This is a genomic window from Rhizorhabdus sp. P4_G5 (genome assembly GCF_056401065.1).
The window spans coordinates 176962-190660 of sequence record NZ_JBFUKB010000005.1 but is presented as its reverse complement, the minus strand read 5'-3'; the positions used below and the strand labels follow the sequence as shown (position 1 = coordinate 190660).

Sequence of the window (13699 nt, the reverse complement as noted above, 5' to 3'; positions counted from 1 at the left end):
GTCAGCCGTCGCTCTGACGCTCGATATCGGCTCCAACGGCCGAGAGTTTTTCCTCGAGCCGTTCATAGCCGCGATCGAGGTGATACACGCGATGAACCTGTGTTTCGCCATCGGCAGCGAGACCGGCGAGGATCAGGCTCATCGACGCCCGCAGATCGGTTGCCATCACTTCGGCACCAATCAGCCGGTCGACGCCCTTCACCACCGCAGTGCGGCCGTGCACCTGTATGTCGGCTCCCATCCGCGCGAGTTCCGGTACGTGCATATAGCGATTTTCGAAGATCGTTTCGGTAAGGACGCTAGCGCCGCCGGCCAGCGCGAGCATCGCCATGAACTGCGCCTGCATATCGGTGGGGAATGCCGGGAACGGTGCCGTCGACAATGTCAGCGCCTCCATCTTTCCATCGCCGCGGACATGGATGCCGCCGGGTACCTCTTCGATGCCGACGCCGGCGCTGCGCAGGCCGGCGAGGATCGCTTCCATGTCCTCGGCACGCGCGCCGGCAAGCAGCAGGTCGCCTCCGGTGATCGCAGCCGCACAGGCATAGCTTCCCGCTTCGATCCGGTCTGGCATCACTTCATAGTCTGCGCCGTGCAGGCTGGTCTTGCCCTGGATCGTCAGCCGGTCGGTGCCGATACCGTCGATCTCGGCGCCCATCGCGACGAGACAGCGGGCTAGGTCGACAATTTCCGGTTCGCGCGCGGCATTTTCCATCACCGTCTCGCCACGCGCGAGCACCGCGGCCATCAGCGCATTTTCGGTCGCGCCCACCGATACCACTGGAAATCTGATCCGGCCGCCGCTCAACCCGCCGGAAGGCGCCGTCGCCTTGACATAGCCCGCAGCCAACTCGATTTCCGCGCCGAGCGCCTCGAGCGCCTTCAGGTGCAGATCGATCGGCCGATTGCCGATGGCGCAGCCGCCCGGCAGCGACACTTTCGCCTCTCCGGCGCGGGCGAGCAGCGGCCCCAGCACGAGAATTGACGCACGCATCTTCCGGACGATGTCATAGGGGGCGACCGTCGATGCGATTGCCTTTGCGGACATCCGCATCCGGCGGCCGATGGTGTCGCCATTGCTGCGGCTGACGGTCGTCGACACACCGAGTTCATTGAGCAGATGGCCGAAACTGTCGACATCGGCCAGACGCGGCAGATTCGTGAGCGTCAGCGGCTCGTCGCTGAGCAGCGAGCAGGGCAGCAGCGTGAGTGCGGCGTTCTTGGCGCCCGATATCGGCAGGCGGCCGTGGAGGCGATTGCCGCCCCTTATTGTGATGCGATCCATTGCCTGCGTTTATCGTTTCGCAAGAAAGGCGCAATTGTTTGTTGGCGCGCCGGACCACGGGTGCAGCGCACAGGCCCAACTCTCGCATGCTATTGGCGCGACGCCGGGATCAGCGAATGTCGATCGCCGGGCGTTAGAGGGCAATCGGACAAGCTCGAAGGGTTATGCCTTTTCAAGCGTACATTGGAGCGGGTGCTGATTCTGGCGGGCGAAGTCGACCACCTGGCTCACCTTGGTCTCGGCCACTTCATAGCTGAACACCCCGCACACCCCGACGCCCTTCTGGTGAACGTGCAGCATGACGCGGGTGGCGTCCTCGATGTTCATCCGGAAGAAGCGCTGCAGGCACAGCACGACGAACTCCATCGGCGTATAGTCGTCGTTCAGCATCAGGACCTTGTAGGGCGAAGGCTTCTTCGTGCGCGTGCGCGTCCGGGTGGCGAGGCCGAGGCCGGTGCCATTCTCGTCGCTATCCTTGCGGATCGCCATGCTGATCGGGGCCGTAGAGGTGCTAAAATGACTCATCGTCGCGACAGGACTCACACATGGGCGGGGCATGCCACAGAATATGGCACCGCTGAGGCCTTCGGCAAGGCCTTCGGTGAGTCATATCGCGCAGGGGTTCCCGGAAAAACAAACCGGCCGCCCCGCGAGGGACGGCCGGTCGATGTTCGAATGTTAAATCGCGACGGCGATCAGAGCGACGCGGTCTTGATCTTCTCGGCCGCGAGCGCATAGCGGCTCGAAATCGGCTGGAAGACATCTCCGGCCAGCTTCAGCCATGCTTCGCTGAGCTTGGAGGCCTCGGCCACCGCGCTGTCGAAGGCCGACTTCGCATAGTCGCTCTGGATCTGGAACAGCTCGGTCGGAGTCTTCACACCGGCGAGGCTCTTCATCGTCGCCGAAGCGGTCTCGAAGCTCTTCTTTCCATATTCAGCCATTTCCTGGCCGAGCGTTTCAGCGCCCTTGGCGGCGGTCTTGGCCGAGGCGGCGAATGCCTCCATGTTGCCCTTGGTGAACTCGGAGAACTCTTCGCCGGCCTTGGTGGTCTTTTCGAGAGCAGCCTTCGCGCGATCGTTGAAATCAGCAATCATCATTGTAACCTTTTCAGCAGCAGCCTTCGGCTTAGGGGGAATGGTGGTGGCCATGACGGTCATTTCCTTCGTTTCCGGCGGTAACGCTGCCGGGGCGGCTTCAACCGGCGGTGCCGAAACCTTGGCGACCGGCGACGAACTGGTTTGCGGGGCGGGAGCCGCCGCTATCGGAGCAGGAGCAGCGGCGGGGGTCGCCGGGGCAGGAGCGGCCGCGGCCGGAATGGGCTTCGACGTCTCCGCCACCGGAAGCGGCTTCGCCTCAACGGTTGTCGGGCGCGGCTCAGCTTGAGCAACCGCAGGAATCGGCTTCGGCGCGACTGCTTCGGCCTTTACGACCTCGGCCGGCGCCTTCTCCACTGCAGCAGTTGGAGCGGGCTTGCTGGAGACCGGAGGCGTGGCCACGGCTGCAGGCTTGGACTCAACGGCGGCCTTGGGCTCAACCGCGGCCTTTGCATCGGAAGCCTTGTTCGAAACCGCTTTCGCACCCACCGTTGCCGCACGAGCAACATTCGGCGTGCGCACGGGCCTGCCCTTCGTTGGTCTCTTGTCAGTCATCGACTCGCTTCCAGCTAGGATGTTGCGACGCACAAATACTGGATTTGCAAAGCAGATGCAACATCTATGTTGCAGTGCAACATAGATTAGTGAGGCGAAGATTTACGGCAGATATCCGCGCTTTCTTACTATCTCGGGCCAACCCGCAGCGGTAAGGAAAGTTCCGTAGGACAAATTGTTTTGCGCTTGCACTCAATCAGGCAATCTAGCGGGTACGGACATAGCGCCCCGGTGCGTCCTCGATCGCTGGCAGCGCACCCTGCCCGGGAATACGTGCGCCCTCGGCGGCAATCTGATCCGCGCCGAACGCCTCGATCCAGCGTCGCCAGTCCGGCCACCAGCTGCCCTTCGTCTCGACGGCCGCAGCCTCGAACGCCGAAAGGTCCGGCGCCGGCGTATCGCTCGTCCAATATTGATATTTGTTGGCGTCGGGCGGATTGACCACACCGGCGATATGCCCCGACCCCGCCAGCACGAAGCGGACAGGACCGGAAAGCTGTTCGGTCAGCTTCCACACGCTCCGGCATGGCGCGATATGGTCCTCCCGGCCGGCCTGAACATAGGCCGGCGTCTCGATCCTGCGCAGATCGATGGGCACGCCGTCGACCGAGATCGCGTTCGGCTGCACCAGCAGGTTGTCGCGGTAGAAATTTTCCAGATAGGCGTGATGCCATTTCGCCGGAAGATTGGTTGTATCGCCATTCCAGTGCAGCAGATCGAAAGCGGGATAATCCTCGCCCAGCAGATAGTTCTGCACGACGTAATTCCAGATCAGGTCCCGCCCGCGCAACAGGTTGAAGGTCAGCGCCATGTAGCGGCCATCAAGCACGCCCGATCCCTGGGTCAGCGTGTCGATCAGCTTGAGTTGCTCATCATCGACGAAGAGATTCAGGTCGCCCGCCTCGGCAAAATCGACCTGCGCGGTGAAGAAGGTCGCGCTCCTCACTTTTGACGCCTCGCCCCTGGCCGCCAGATAGGCGAGAGTCATCGACAAGGCCGTTCCCGCAACGCAATAGCCGATGGTGTGGACCTGATCGACACCGAGCAGGTTGCGCACCGTGTCGATCGCATCGACCTGCCCGCGCACGACATAGTCGTCCATCGTCACGTCGACCATCGTCTCGTCGGCCGACTTCCAGGAAACGACGAACACCGACAACCCCTGCTCGACCGCCCAGCGGATAAAGCTGTTCCGAGGATTCAGATCGAGAATGTAGAAGCGATTGATCCAGGGCGGAAAGATAAGGAGCGGTGTCTCGAGCAGCTTGTCGGTGGTCGGCGTATAATGGATGAGCTGATAGAGCGGCGTTTCGTGGATGACCTTCCCAGGCGTGGCCGCGATGTTGACGCCGACCTCAAAGGCTTCGGTGTTGCTATGGGTAAGTTGGCCCTTGCCGAGATCGGCAAGCATATGCTCAAGGCCGCGCAGCAGATTCTCGCCTCGCGTCTCGAAAGTGCGTTCGAGCACCAGTGGATTGGTCAGCGGGAAGTTCGACGGCGACATCGCGTCCGAGAAGGTTCGCATCGCGAACCTCAGCTGCTCGCGCTGACGCGGATCCAATCCCTCCAGCGCGTCGACACCCGAGAGCCAGGCGTCGCACATCAGCAGATAAGCATCCGCTATGAGTCCGAAGATCGGCGTCTCGCGCCATTGCGCCGCCTTGAAGCGACGATCCTGCGCCGCACTGGCTCCCGGCTGACCCTCGATCATCTTGCCGAAAAGGCCCAGGCTCGATTTGATCAGCTCGCTCTGCTGGTCGGCGAGCTTCTCCGGATCCGCGAACATCGGCACGGTCAGCGGCGGCAGCGTCATCTCGGCGGAGCCGTTTGCCATCGTTTCGGCAACATGCTCCATCATCATCTGCTGCGCCTGGCCGATCAGGCCGGTCCAATGCTGGACGTCCTCCAGCGAGGGCATCGCAAGGCCCCGATCATCCGATGATGCCTGCGCTGTGTCGCCAATCTCAGCCATGTCCATTTCCCGACCAAGCTTTTTTCACCAAGCGCCCTGCAAAGGGGGCACAGAATCTGTATAGGTGGCGATGGCGATCATGGGCGATTGAAGCCCGTCCGCCAAGTCCGAAACCCAAAGGAATCACAATGTCCGAGGAATTCTACCGCATCAAACGCCTGCCTCCCTATGTCATCGCCGAAGTGAACGCGATGCGGGCAGCGGCGCGAGCGCGGGGCGAGGACATCATCGATCTGGGCATGGGCAATCCCGATCTGCCGCCGCCTCAGCATGTCATCGACAAGCTCTGCGAGGTCGCGCGCAAGCCCGATGCGCATGGCTATTCTGCATCGAAGGGCATCGCCGGGCTGCGCAAGGCACAGGCCGGCTATTATGCGCGCCGCTTCGGCGTCGATCTCGATCCCGACAGCGAGGTCGTGGTCACCCTGGGCTCGAAGGAAGGTCTCGCGAACCTGGCGCAGGCGATCACCGCGCCGGGCGACGTCGTGCTGGCGCCCAATCCCAGCTATCCGATCCACACCTTCGGCTTCATCATCGCCGGCGCGACGATCCGGTCTGTACCGACGACGCCCGACGAACATTATTGGGAAGCGCTCGACCGCGCGGTAAAGTTCACCGTGCCCAAACCATCGGTGCTGGTGGTCGGCTATCCGTCGAATCCAACCGCCGAGGTCGTGGATCTCGCCTTCTATGAACGGCTTGTCACTTGGGCGAAGGAGCACAAAATCTGGGTTCTGTCCGACCTTGCCTATTCGGAACTCTATTATGATGGCCAGCCGACGCCCTCGATCCTGCAGGTGCCGGGCGGCAAGGATGTCGCCGTCGAATTCACCTCGATGTCGAAGACCTACAGCATGGCCGGCTGGCGCATGGGCTTCGCGGTCGGCAACAAGCGGCTGATCGAGGCACTGACCCGGGTAAAGTCCTATCTCGATTACGGCGCCTTCACGCCGATCCAGGCGGCTGCGGTAGCGGCGATCAACGGTCCGCAGGACATCGTCGAGAAAAACCGCGAACTCTACAAACGGCGCCGTGACGTGCTGGTCGAGAGCTTCGCCCGCGCCGGATGGGATGTTCCGCCCTCGCGAGCATCGATGTTCTGCTGGGCGCCGCTGCCACCGGCAGTCGCGCATCTCGGCAGCCTGGAATTCTCCAAGCAGTTGCTGACCCATGCCGGCGTCGCGGTCGCGCCCGGCGTCGGCTATGGCGAGGATGGCGAAGGCTTCGTCCGCATCGCGATGGTCGAAAACGAGCAGCGCATCCGCCAGGCTGCCCGCAACGTCAAACGCTACCTCCAGTCGATGGGCGTCAACGTCGGCTCCCAGACGGCCAGCTGATTTTGATGGGAGGCGCGCTGCGCCTCCCATCTGAACGGCCATAGGCAATCATCCGGGGGATCTGAATATGATGTCGGCCATGCCCTTTGCGCCGGACGGGATCGCTCACAGCATACAGCTGGCGCTGGCGCCCTCCTTTCTGCTGACCGCCATTGGCGCTATCCTTGCACTATTGTCGGGGCGGCTTGGTCGCGTGGTCGATCGCTCGCGCTGGATCGAGCAGAACTATGCCCCCAAGGGCGATCCGCGCCATGATTGGCATGTTCAGCAATTGCGGTTGATCGATCAACGCATGCGCTACGCGAACAGGGCGCTCATCCTCTGCACGGTCAGTGCGGTGCTGATCTGTATCGTGATCGCCGGGCTTTTCAGCGCCGCCCTGTTCAATCTGGCGCTCGGGCAGGCGATGGCGATGGCTTTCATCGTGGCGATGCTGCTGCTGATGATCGGTCTCGGCCATTTTCTCCAAGAGGTCCGGCTGTCGGTTCACGCCACCCGCATCCAGGACGAATTGCTCGAGCGCGAATGAAGCCTGAGCGCAGCCTCCTCCAGGCGGCGGTTGGCATAGCCTGCCTCGTTCCGATCCTGACGGGGCTGGACGGCGTGCTTCGTGGCGCGGCGATGTTCGAGCTCGCCACGGTTCCACCCGATCTGGACAGCCATTTCCGCTATCTGTCCGGCATCTTCCTGATGCTCGGCTTCGCCTTCGCCTCGACCATTCCGATGATCGAGGCCAAGGGGCCACGCTTCCGGCTGCTCGGAACGATGGTGATCATGGGCGGTCTCGCACGCGCGCTGAGTTGGGCCATCGTCGGCACGCCCGGCTTGGGCCATCGGCTGGGGCTCGCCATGGAACTGATCGTCGTGCCGCTGCTGATGCTGTGGCAGGCACGGGTGGAGCGCCAGTCCCGGGAGTAGTTCGCCCCTCAAATGAAAAGAGTTGCCGAGGCCTGAACCTCGGCAACCCTGAACATGGTCAGCGGCCGGAGTGCCGGCCCGGAGAACCCGTGGCGCGTTAGTCGCGCGTTCCCCGAACGGACAGAACCGACCTCCATGCTGAACCATGAGACATCGGATCACCTCCTTTCGCAATGTTAACGAGACGTGCAGCATCAGCCATCGGCGCCATGCGAACAAGGCTTGTTTTACATTTTATTTTCGGCAATCTTCGATCGCTCGCGCCGGCTCCGCCCATGCCGGAATGGCAAGGCTCGGCAGACCCGGCGAAGCCACCGCGATCCTGCCGCGGCTGAACACCATCTGATCCAGAAATGCGTCTGTCGCGGCCAGGATGATGCCTGTCATCGGCAAGCCAGCCTCTTCCAGGTGCCCCGCAGGAAAGCGCGCGGCGCCGCCCGAGGTGGTGATGACGAGTTCGGTCGACACGCCCGCCCTCATGATCGTTACGCGCCGTACTGACGCATCGCACCGGACGATGAACTGGGGCGCCGCCCGCTCGCCATAGACAGCGGAGGAGGTCGGGCTGCCAGGAACATAACGCCAGCTACCTGCCGTCAGCGGCCAGTCGCGCCAGTCACCGCTATGAGGCGGTGGAGCGGGTAGCGGCACAGGCGGGGGAACCGGCGCGGGCGGCGGTGGCGGGGCCTGGACGCACGCGCTCAGGGCCAGCGGCAGCAGCAACAGGGTCAACTGCCGGATGTCGATCGATCGGGATGCCATCAGCGATCCATGGCGGATCGTTTTGGCGATGGGAACCCCCGGCATTCCTCAGGCGCGACCGCGACAGGCCCTGACGAGACGAACGACGTCGGGATCGACCGGAACGATCGTCTTGCGCGTCGGCAGCAGTTGGACTTCCATCGGCATGCGCCCATCGAGAGCGTTGAGGAAGGGATGCGCAGCCGGCAGCTTCATGCTGATCGTCCCGCCACTGTCCCTGGCATATGTCGCGTCCATCAACAGCTTGATCTTGCCGACACTGAGCGCCTGCTGGTCGAAGTCTCCGGGCGAACCCGTGCCAACCGCAATGAACTCGATCATCCGCCTCCGGGCATCGCAGGCGAAGGCGAAGTTCCATTGCCCGCCATCGCGGCTGTAGATCGCCCCCGGACCGTCGCCGAGCCTGTTGACATAATACCACCGGTTGGGCTTCCGCGCGTCGATCGACGGCTGCGCCGCGACAATGGCTTCGGCCGGGGCTTCGACGGTCATAGCGGGTGCAGCTATTTGGTGAGCGGCGCTGGGCTGTTTCCTGCCCAGATCTGGCGCCGCGGCACGAAGCGGCTCGCGCTCGATCGACCGGCCAAGCGTGCACGTGCCCAGCACCAGCGCGAGGAGCAGCAGCGCGGCGATGGTCGGCAGCCGGCTGAACCGCTGGCGCCGCCGGATCAGGGTCGGCGGAGGATAGCCTGCGGGCGTTTCCATATCACTCGGCGTTGAAGGCCGCCGCATCGATGGCAACGGGCTTCACATTGGCGCTCTCCGATACGGAAAGCTGGTAGGAGACGCTGGTTCGCTTCACTTCGGTATGTTCGTCGTCATCGATGGTCTGCGTGCGCAGGTCGTCGGTTTCGGGAAGCTGATTGGCCTTGATGATGCGGGTGAACGACTTGCAGTCCGGCGCGAGCTGGGGACCGAAGGCATATTGGATACGGTAGGTCCCGTCGGGCACGCCCTCTATCGTCATCGTCTCCATTTTGCGCAGGAAGAAGCTCGCCGCGAGCTTGCCGGTATCGGCGTGACGGATCTTGACCAGCGCGTCACCGCCACCGCCATTGTCGATCTGGATGCTGTGGCCTTCCGCGGCAAGCTCCATATCGCCCGCCAGCTTTTCGCCGGAGGGCGGTGGGTCGATACACACCGGAACACCCGGCTCGGTCGCCGCCGGCAGGCCCGCTGCGGCATCGGCCGCCGCGATCGCCGCCGCGCGCGATGGAGGATCGGCGGCGTGGGCGGCCCACGGCAAGACGCTCGACGACATGATGACGGCCGCGCCGAGCCCTCTGCCCAGCCTGCCCAGATATCCAGCCATGTTTCCCAACCCCGTCCAGACGCCTGTCGGCGTCCCCCTTCGGCACTCTGCTCGATAAGCATGCGCCAGGAAAGGGGTGAAAGGTAAATTCTGCCACGATCCCGCGCCGTTTGGGCTTGACTTGATGCCACCGCGCGCCAGCATCCGACGATGGAGCCGGATCCTCGTATCGATGCCTATATCGCGCGGGCTGCCCCTTTCGCCCAACCGATCCTCGGCCATGTGCGGGCGATCGTCGCCCAAGCCTGTCCCGAAGGCGAGGAAACCCTCAAATGGGGCCTGCCCACCGTCGTCTATCGCGGCAAGATCCTGTGCAACATGGCGGCCTTCAAGGCCCATGCGACGTTCGGCTTCTGGCAGGGCAAGCTGGTGACCGGCCAGGCCACGGGCGAGCGCGAGGCGACAGCGATGGGCCAGTTCGGCCGCCTCACCAGCCTGGCCGATCTGCCTGGCGATGCATCGCTGGCGGCCATGGTGGCAAAGGCGATGGCGCTGATCGACAGCCACATCCCGACACTGCGGCCGCTCAAGCATGCCAAGCCGCCGGCCGACACACCCGAAGACCTCGCCGCGGCGCTTGCCGCAGCGCCGAAGGCTGCCGCCACCTTCAACAGCTTCCCACCCGGCCAACGCCGCGAATATATCGAGTGGATCACCGGGGCGAAGCGCTCGGAAACCCGCAAGAAGCGCATCGAAACGACGATCGCCCAGCTGGAGGAGGGCAAGCGGCTCAACTGGAAATATGAACGCTGCTGAGATCGCGCACCTGGGCATCGATCGGCGGTGTGGCGGCGCTGGCGTTGGCGCTGACAGGCTGTATTCCGTCTGTGCAGGCCCCGCACGGCGGCCGGCGGCCACCGCCCGCCGAGACTCCGGAGCGCCTCCGGCAGTGCGTCGCGATGATGCGCGCGGAAGGCGCTAAGGTGCAGCCCCTGCCCGACCGGACGTTCGCCAGCGGGTGCTCGGCCACATCTTCGGTGAAGCTGGTCGCGATCGGCATCCCGGTAACCAATCTCGGTGCGGTCAAATGCACACTGGCCGCGCCTTTCGCGCGCTGGGTCCGGCAAGACGTGCCGCAGCTCGCCACGCGCTGGCTCGGCGGCTATGTCACCAAGATCGAGAGCTTCGGCTCGTTCGCCTGCCGTCCGATCAACAATCAGGCAGGCAACGGCCTGTCCGAACATGCCCGCGCCAACGCGATCGACATCGCGGCGTTCCAGCTGGACGATGGCCGTCGGATCACCGTCCAGGACGGCTGGAACAGCGCCGATCCGCAGGTGCGCGGCTTTCTTCGCGCTCTGCACAAGGCGGCCTGCGCCCGTTTCTCGGTCGTACTGGGACCGGAGGCCAATGCGCTGCACCACGACCATTTCCATTTCGACATGGGCAGCGGACCCTATTGCCGATAGAAAGGTTGGCGTCTTTCGCCCGCTGTAACCGAATCCAAACCAACACAAATATACCAGTGAGATGATGGCAAACAGAAAAGTACCCCAGCGGGTGTTCGCCCGCGCCAAGGAAGACGCCGCCGTTGCCGAAACCGCAACGGAAACGCCGCAGACCACCAACAACAGCTACAAGCTCGCTTTCCAGGACAGTGATTTCCTGCTGCGCGACGATCTGCGGCCGGTCCGCTTCCAGCTCGAGCTGCTCAAGCCCGAGCTGCTGCTCGACGAGGCCAATATCGGATCGACGCTGGTGATGTACGGTTCCGCCCGCATCCCCGCCCCGGACAGGGCGGACGCGCTGGTGCAGGCGGCGGCCACCGACCGCCAGCGGCTTATCGCCGAGCGGCTCCGTGCGAAGAGCAAATATTATGACGAGGCCCGCAAGCTCGCGCAGATCGCCAGCCAGTGCCCGGTCGATGCCGACGGCAAGCGCCAGTTCGTGGTCTGCTCGGGCGGAGGTCCCTCCATCATGGAAGCGGCCAATCGCGGCGCCGACGATGTCGGGGCGGAGTCGATCGGACTCAATATCGTGTTACCGTTCGAGCAGACCCCGAACGCCTATGTCAGCCCGAAGCTGAGCTTCCAGTTCCATTATTTCGCGCTGCGCAAGATGCATTTCCTGCTGCGCGCGCGCGCGGTCGCAGCCTTCCCCGGCGGGTTCGGTACCTTCGACGAACTGTTCGAGCTGCTGACCCTCGTGCAGACCGGCAAGATGGCGCAGCTGCCGATCTTCCTGTTCGGCGAGGAGTTCTGGCGCAAGGTCGTCAACTTCGAGGGGCTGGTCGACGAAGGCGTGATCAGCGAAAGCGACCTCAACCTGTTCCGCTTCGTGGAAACGGCCGAGCAGGCATGGGACAAGCTGAGCCTCTATTACGCAACCCGCGAGCGCGTCCATCTCCACCGGGATCCGCCGCCAAAAGCTGCCTAGGCCTGGCCTCGCGCTTTATCGGAAAGACTGCGGAAAGTGACGGACCAGCGCGTCGCCGCCATCGCGGCAATGCCATGCTCCCATTGGTGGCGCGCCTCGCCGCTGAGATGATAGATCGAGCGCGGCGCCAGATCGATCGATGCCCGGTCGAAGCCCCATTCCCGGCGCCAGCGGAAGCGGAGCTTCGCGGGCTGGCCGAGCGAAATACCCAGCACATGCTCGAACACGGAGCGATCGCGATGCCAGCCGATACCGGCCCCGGGATCATAGCGGATCAGCAGGACGTGGGCGAGCTGGTCGGCGGCAAGCCCGGCGAACGCAGCCGCGCGCTGGCGCAGTGGTAGCAGCCATGCCGGGATCGGTTCGGTCGGCGCGAAGCTCGCATCGTCGAAATCATAGCGCCAGCCGAACGAGGCTGTCAGCCGCTTGCCAAGCCAGCCGTGAAAGCGAAAGGGCGACAGCTTGACTCGATCGATGGCCGCAATCAACGCGTCTTCCTCGGCCCGGCTGACGATCTTCTCGCGATAGCCCAGCCCCGGCAGCAGCGGCGCACCGAACAGATCGTCGACCATGGCTCAGGCGGGGGCGACGCCCGGGATCGGCTTGGTCGCGATCGGCGCATCCTCGCCGCGCGAATAGGTGCCGACCAACATGCCGGCGGCGAGCACCCGGCCGGTGAGCGCGCGGACGAGGCCCGACCTGCCCGGATTGGCACCGATGTCCAGCGTCTCGCTCAGCGCGAACAGCTGGAACACATAGTCGTGCGAGCCATGCCCGGTCGGCGGGTCCGGCGGTAGCCACCCCTCGGCGAAATAGCTGTTGCGGCCGACGTCGCGGCCGTCCGTCGTCCCGCCAACGTCGCGGACGATCGCGCCCTCGGCGAGGCGCCGTTCGTCGGCCGGCAGGTTCCACACCAGCGCGTGGACCAGGGGGTGCAACGCAGGGGCATCGGGGTCCTCGACGATCAGCGCCAGGCTCGATGTTCCGGCGGGCACGTTGTTCCACAGCAACGGCGGCGACACGCCGTCGCCATCAGCGGTGAAGCGCATCGGCAGGCGTGCGCCATTGGCGAAGGCGGGGCTGGTCAGGTCGATAACGCTTTCGCCCAGGACGAGCTCGGGCTGGGCTATGACGAGCTTTGAATGTCCAGCGCGGAAGTTCCGCAGCATGCCGCCTATCCAGCCGGGAAGATGTTCGAGCATCGCCTTGCCTCCTTCGCGAGATGACAATGTTTTAGCAGGGATAAATGTCCGCTCAAGGAACGCTACGCATCGCCGCTCATTTGCACGGCGATGAAGATCGCGACCTATAATGTGAATGGGGTCAATGGCCGCCTGCCGGTGCTGCTGCGCTGGCTGGACGAAGCGAAGCCGGATATCGTCTGCCTGCAGGAGCTGAAGGCGCCGCAGGAGAAATTTCCCGCCGCCGCGATCGAGGCCGCCGGCTATCGGGCGATCTGGCATGGCCAGAAAAGCTGGAACGGCGTGGCGATCCTGAGCCGCTGCGGCGCGCCGGTCGAGACGCGGCGCGGCCTGCCCGGCGATCCCGACGATTTTCACAGCCGCTATATCGAGGCGGCGGTGAACGGCATACTCATCGGCGGCCTCTATCTGCCGAATGGCAATCCGCGGCCAGGGCCCAAGTTCGATTATAAGCTCGGCTGGTTCGAACGCCTCATCGAGCATGGGGCCGGCCTGATTGAGAGTGGCGTTCCGGCCATTCTCGCCGGCGATTTCAACGTGATGCCGACCGATCTCGATGTCTATAAGCCGGAGCGCTGGCTGGACGACGCGCTGTTTGCGCCCGAAGTGCGTGCGGCCTATTTCCGGCTGGTCGAGCAAGGCTGGACCGACGCGCTGCGGACGATGCATCCGCACGAGACTATCTACACCTTCTGGGACTATTTCCGGAACGCCTTCGCCCGCGATGCCGGCCTGCGCATCGATCATATCCTGCTCAGCCCCGCAGTGGCCGGGCGGCTGGCGGCGGCGGCGGTGGACAGCCATGTTCGAGGCTGGGAAAAGACCAGCGACCATGCCCCTGTGTGGATCGAGCTTGCGCCGGAGAAGAAGCGCCGCCAACGATGAC

General features: G+C 64.0%; 17 protein-coding genes. 8 read left to right on the top strand and 9 right to left on the bottom strand.

The annotated features are described in order from the left end of the window. Position 1: 1 nt before the first annotated feature. The 3 genes from murA to AC1DQK_RS10735 form a co-directional block, all read right to left on the bottom strand. The gene (gene murA / locus AC1DQK_RS10745; RefSeq protein ID WP_477870255.1) at positions 2–1285 is read right to left on the bottom strand and encodes a UDP-N-acetylglucosamine 1-carboxyvinyltransferase; all 1284 of its coding nucleotides are present in this window, start codon (positions 1283–1285) and stop codon (positions 2–4) included. Positions 1286–1447: 162 nt separating this feature from the next. Next, a complete protein-coding gene (clpS, locus tag AC1DQK_RS10740) occupies positions 1448–1774 on the bottom strand; it encodes an ATP-dependent Clp protease adapter ClpS (protein ID WP_477870846.1) in 327 nt (108 codons plus the stop codon). Between the two features lie 206 nt (positions 1775–1980). Next, on the bottom strand, positions 1981–2433 hold the full coding sequence (locus AC1DQK_RS10735; protein ID WP_477870253.1) for a phasin family protein: 453 nt from the start codon (positions 2431–2433) through the stop codon (positions 1981–1983). On the opposite strand from AC1DQK_RS10735, the gene AC1DQK_RS10730 reads away from it, so the two are divergent. Further along, complete coding sequence (locus tag AC1DQK_RS10730) at positions 2432–2668, top strand: hypothetical protein (protein WP_477870251.1); 237 nt, start codon at positions 2432–2434, stop codon at positions 2666–2668. The two genes, AC1DQK_RS10735 and AC1DQK_RS10730, sit on opposite strands and share 2 nt — an antisense overlap. 471 nt (positions 2669–3139) lie before the next feature. On the opposite strand, the gene AC1DQK_RS10725 is transcribed toward AC1DQK_RS10730, so the two are convergent. Further along, entirely contained in the window at positions 3140–4906 is a 1767-nt protein-coding gene (locus AC1DQK_RS10725; protein ID WP_477870249.1) for a PHA/PHB synthase family protein, read from the bottom strand. A 128-nt stretch (positions 4907–5034) separates the two neighbouring features. Here AC1DQK_RS10725 and AC1DQK_RS10720 point away from each other — a divergent pair, with 128 nt between their 5' ends. The 3 genes from AC1DQK_RS10720 (at position 5035) to AC1DQK_RS10710 (ending at position 7161) form a co-directional block, all read left to right on the top strand. Beyond that, entirely contained in the window at positions 5035–6243 is a 1209-nt protein-coding gene (locus tag AC1DQK_RS10720) for an LL-diaminopimelate aminotransferase (protein ID WP_477870247.1), read from the top strand. 67 nt (positions 6244–6310) lie between these two features. Further along, entirely contained in the window at positions 6311–6772 is a 462-nt protein-coding gene (locus tag AC1DQK_RS10715) for a DUF2721 domain-containing protein (RefSeq protein ID WP_477870245.1), read from the top strand. Continuing rightward, positions 6769–7161: a DUF4345 domain-containing protein gene (locus AC1DQK_RS10710; protein ID WP_477870243.1), complete on the top strand. Its 393-nt coding sequence runs from the start codon at positions 6769–6771 to the stop codon at positions 7159–7161. Before AC1DQK_RS10715 ends, AC1DQK_RS10710 begins: the two co-directional genes overlap by 4 nt. 234 nt (positions 7162–7395) lie before the next feature. Here the strand turns inward: AC1DQK_RS10710 and AC1DQK_RS10705 are convergent, their stop codons facing one another. From AC1DQK_RS10705 to AC1DQK_RS10695, 3 genes are read right to left on the bottom strand one after another with little or no spacing between them, the layout of a single operon-like run. Beyond that, the gene (locus tag AC1DQK_RS10705) at positions 7396–7923 is read right to left on the bottom strand and encodes a hypothetical protein (protein WP_477870241.1); all 528 of its coding nucleotides are present in this window, start codon (positions 7921–7923) and stop codon (positions 7396–7398) included. Positions 7924–7971: 48 nt separating this feature from the next. Beyond that, on the bottom strand, positions 7972–8628 hold the full coding sequence (locus AC1DQK_RS10700) for a hypothetical protein (protein WP_477870239.1): 657 nt from the start codon (positions 8626–8628) through the stop codon (positions 7972–7974). A 1-nt stretch (position 8629) separates the two neighbouring features. Next, entirely contained in the window at positions 8630–9235 is a 606-nt protein-coding gene (locus tag AC1DQK_RS10695) for a hypothetical protein (RefSeq protein ID WP_477870237.1), read from the bottom strand. A gap of 150 nt (positions 9236–9385) precedes the next feature. On the opposite strand from AC1DQK_RS10695, the gene AC1DQK_RS10690 reads away from it, so the two are divergent. The 3 genes from AC1DQK_RS10690 to AC1DQK_RS10680 all read left to right on the top strand — a co-directional run bounded on the left by AC1DQK_RS10690 (position 9386) and on the right by AC1DQK_RS10680 (position 11611). Further along, on the top strand, positions 9386–9991 hold the full coding sequence (locus AC1DQK_RS10690) for a YdeI/OmpD-associated family protein (RefSeq protein WP_477870235.1): 606 nt from the start codon (positions 9386–9388) through the stop codon (positions 9989–9991). 143 nt (positions 9992–10134) lie between these two features. Further along, positions 10135–10644 (top strand): extensin family protein, encoded by a 510-nt coding sequence (locus tag AC1DQK_RS10685; protein ID WP_477870233.1) that lies wholly within the window; start codon positions 10135–10137, stop codon positions 10642–10644. A gap of 64 nt (positions 10645–10708) precedes the next feature. Next, entirely contained in the window at positions 10709–11611 is a 903-nt protein-coding gene (locus AC1DQK_RS10680; protein WP_477870231.1) for an LOG family protein, read from the top strand. Here the strand turns inward: AC1DQK_RS10680 and AC1DQK_RS10675 are convergent. Both AC1DQK_RS10675 and AC1DQK_RS10670 read right to left on the bottom strand, forming a co-directional pair. Beyond that, positions 11608–12183 (bottom strand): alpha-ketoglutarate-dependent dioxygenase AlkB, encoded by a 576-nt coding sequence (locus AC1DQK_RS10675; protein ID WP_477870229.1) that lies wholly within the window; start codon positions 12181–12183, stop codon positions 11608–11610. The two genes, AC1DQK_RS10680 and AC1DQK_RS10675, sit on opposite strands and share 4 nt — an antisense overlap. Before the next feature lie 3 nt (positions 12184–12186). Then, positions 12187–12813 carry a YbhB/YbcL family Raf kinase inhibitor-like protein gene (locus tag AC1DQK_RS10670; protein ID WP_477870227.1) on the bottom strand — a complete coding sequence of 209 codons (627 nt, stop codon included), beginning with the start codon at positions 12811–12813 and terminating at the stop codon, positions 12187–12189. A 90-nt stretch (positions 12814–12903) separates the two neighbouring features. Between AC1DQK_RS10670 and xth the strand changes: the two genes are divergently transcribed. Then, positions 12904–13698: an exodeoxyribonuclease III gene (gene xth / locus AC1DQK_RS10665; protein WP_477870225.1), complete on the top strand. Its 795-nt coding sequence runs from the start codon at positions 12904–12906 to the stop codon at positions 13696–13698. Position 13699: the final 1 nt, after the last annotated feature.

Coding starts and splice junctions, on each gene's coding strand:
- AC1DQK_RS10695 (WP_477870237.1), bottom strand. CDS start 9,235: ATGGCTGGATATCTGGGCAGGCTGGGCAGAGGGCTCGGCGCGGCCGTC.
- xth (WP_477870225.1), top strand. CDS start 12,904: ATGAAGATCGCGACCTATAATGTGAATGGGGTCAATGGCCGCCTGCCG.
- AC1DQK_RS10710 (WP_477870243.1), top strand. CDS start 6,769: ATGAAGCCTGAGCGCAGCCTCCTCCAGGCGGCGGTTGGCATAGCCTGC.
- AC1DQK_RS10720 (WP_477870247.1), top strand. CDS start 5,035: ATGTCCGAGGAATTCTACCGCATCAAACGCCTGCCTCCCTATGTCATC.
- murA (WP_477870255.1), bottom strand. CDS start 1,285: ATGGATCGCATCACAATAAGGGGCGGCAATCGCCTCCACGGCCGCCTG.
- AC1DQK_RS10685 (WP_477870233.1), top strand. CDS start 10,135: ATGATGCGCGCGGAAGGCGCTAAGGTGCAGCCCCTGCCCGACCGGACG.
- AC1DQK_RS10725 (WP_477870249.1), bottom strand. CDS start 4,906: ATGGCTGAGATTGGCGACACAGCGCAGGCATCATCGGATGATCGGGGC.
- AC1DQK_RS10730 (WP_477870251.1), top strand. CDS start 2,432: ATGACGGTCATTTCCTTCGTTTCCGGCGGTAACGCTGCCGGGGCGGCT.
- AC1DQK_RS10700 (WP_477870239.1), bottom strand. CDS start 8,628: ATGGAAACGCCCGCAGGCTATCCTCCGCCGACCCTGATCCGGCGGCGC.
- AC1DQK_RS10735 (WP_477870253.1), bottom strand. CDS start 2,433: ATGGCCACCACCATTCCCCCTAAGCCGAAGGCTGCTGCTGAAAAGGTT.
- AC1DQK_RS10690 (WP_477870235.1), top strand. CDS start 9,386: ATGGAGCCGGATCCTCGTATCGATGCCTATATCGCGCGGGCTGCCCCT.
- AC1DQK_RS10680 (WP_477870231.1), top strand. CDS start 10,709: ATGGCAAACAGAAAAGTACCCCAGCGGGTGTTCGCCCGCGCCAAGGAA.
- AC1DQK_RS10705 (WP_477870241.1), bottom strand. CDS start 7,923: ATGGCATCCCGATCGATCGACATCCGGCAGTTGACCCTGTTGCTGCTG.
- AC1DQK_RS10715 (WP_477870245.1), top strand. CDS start 6,311: ATGATGTCGGCCATGCCCTTTGCGCCGGACGGGATCGCTCACAGCATA.
- AC1DQK_RS10675 (WP_477870229.1), bottom strand. CDS start 12,183: ATGGTCGACGATCTGTTCGGTGCGCCGCTGCTGCCGGGGCTGGGCTAT.
- AC1DQK_RS10670 (WP_477870227.1), bottom strand. CDS start 12,813: ATGCTCGAACATCTTCCCGGCTGGATAGGCGGCATGCTGCGGAACTTC.
- clpS (WP_477870846.1), bottom strand. CDS start 1,774: ATGGCGATCCGCAAGGATAGCGACGAGAATGGCACCGGCCTCGGCCTC.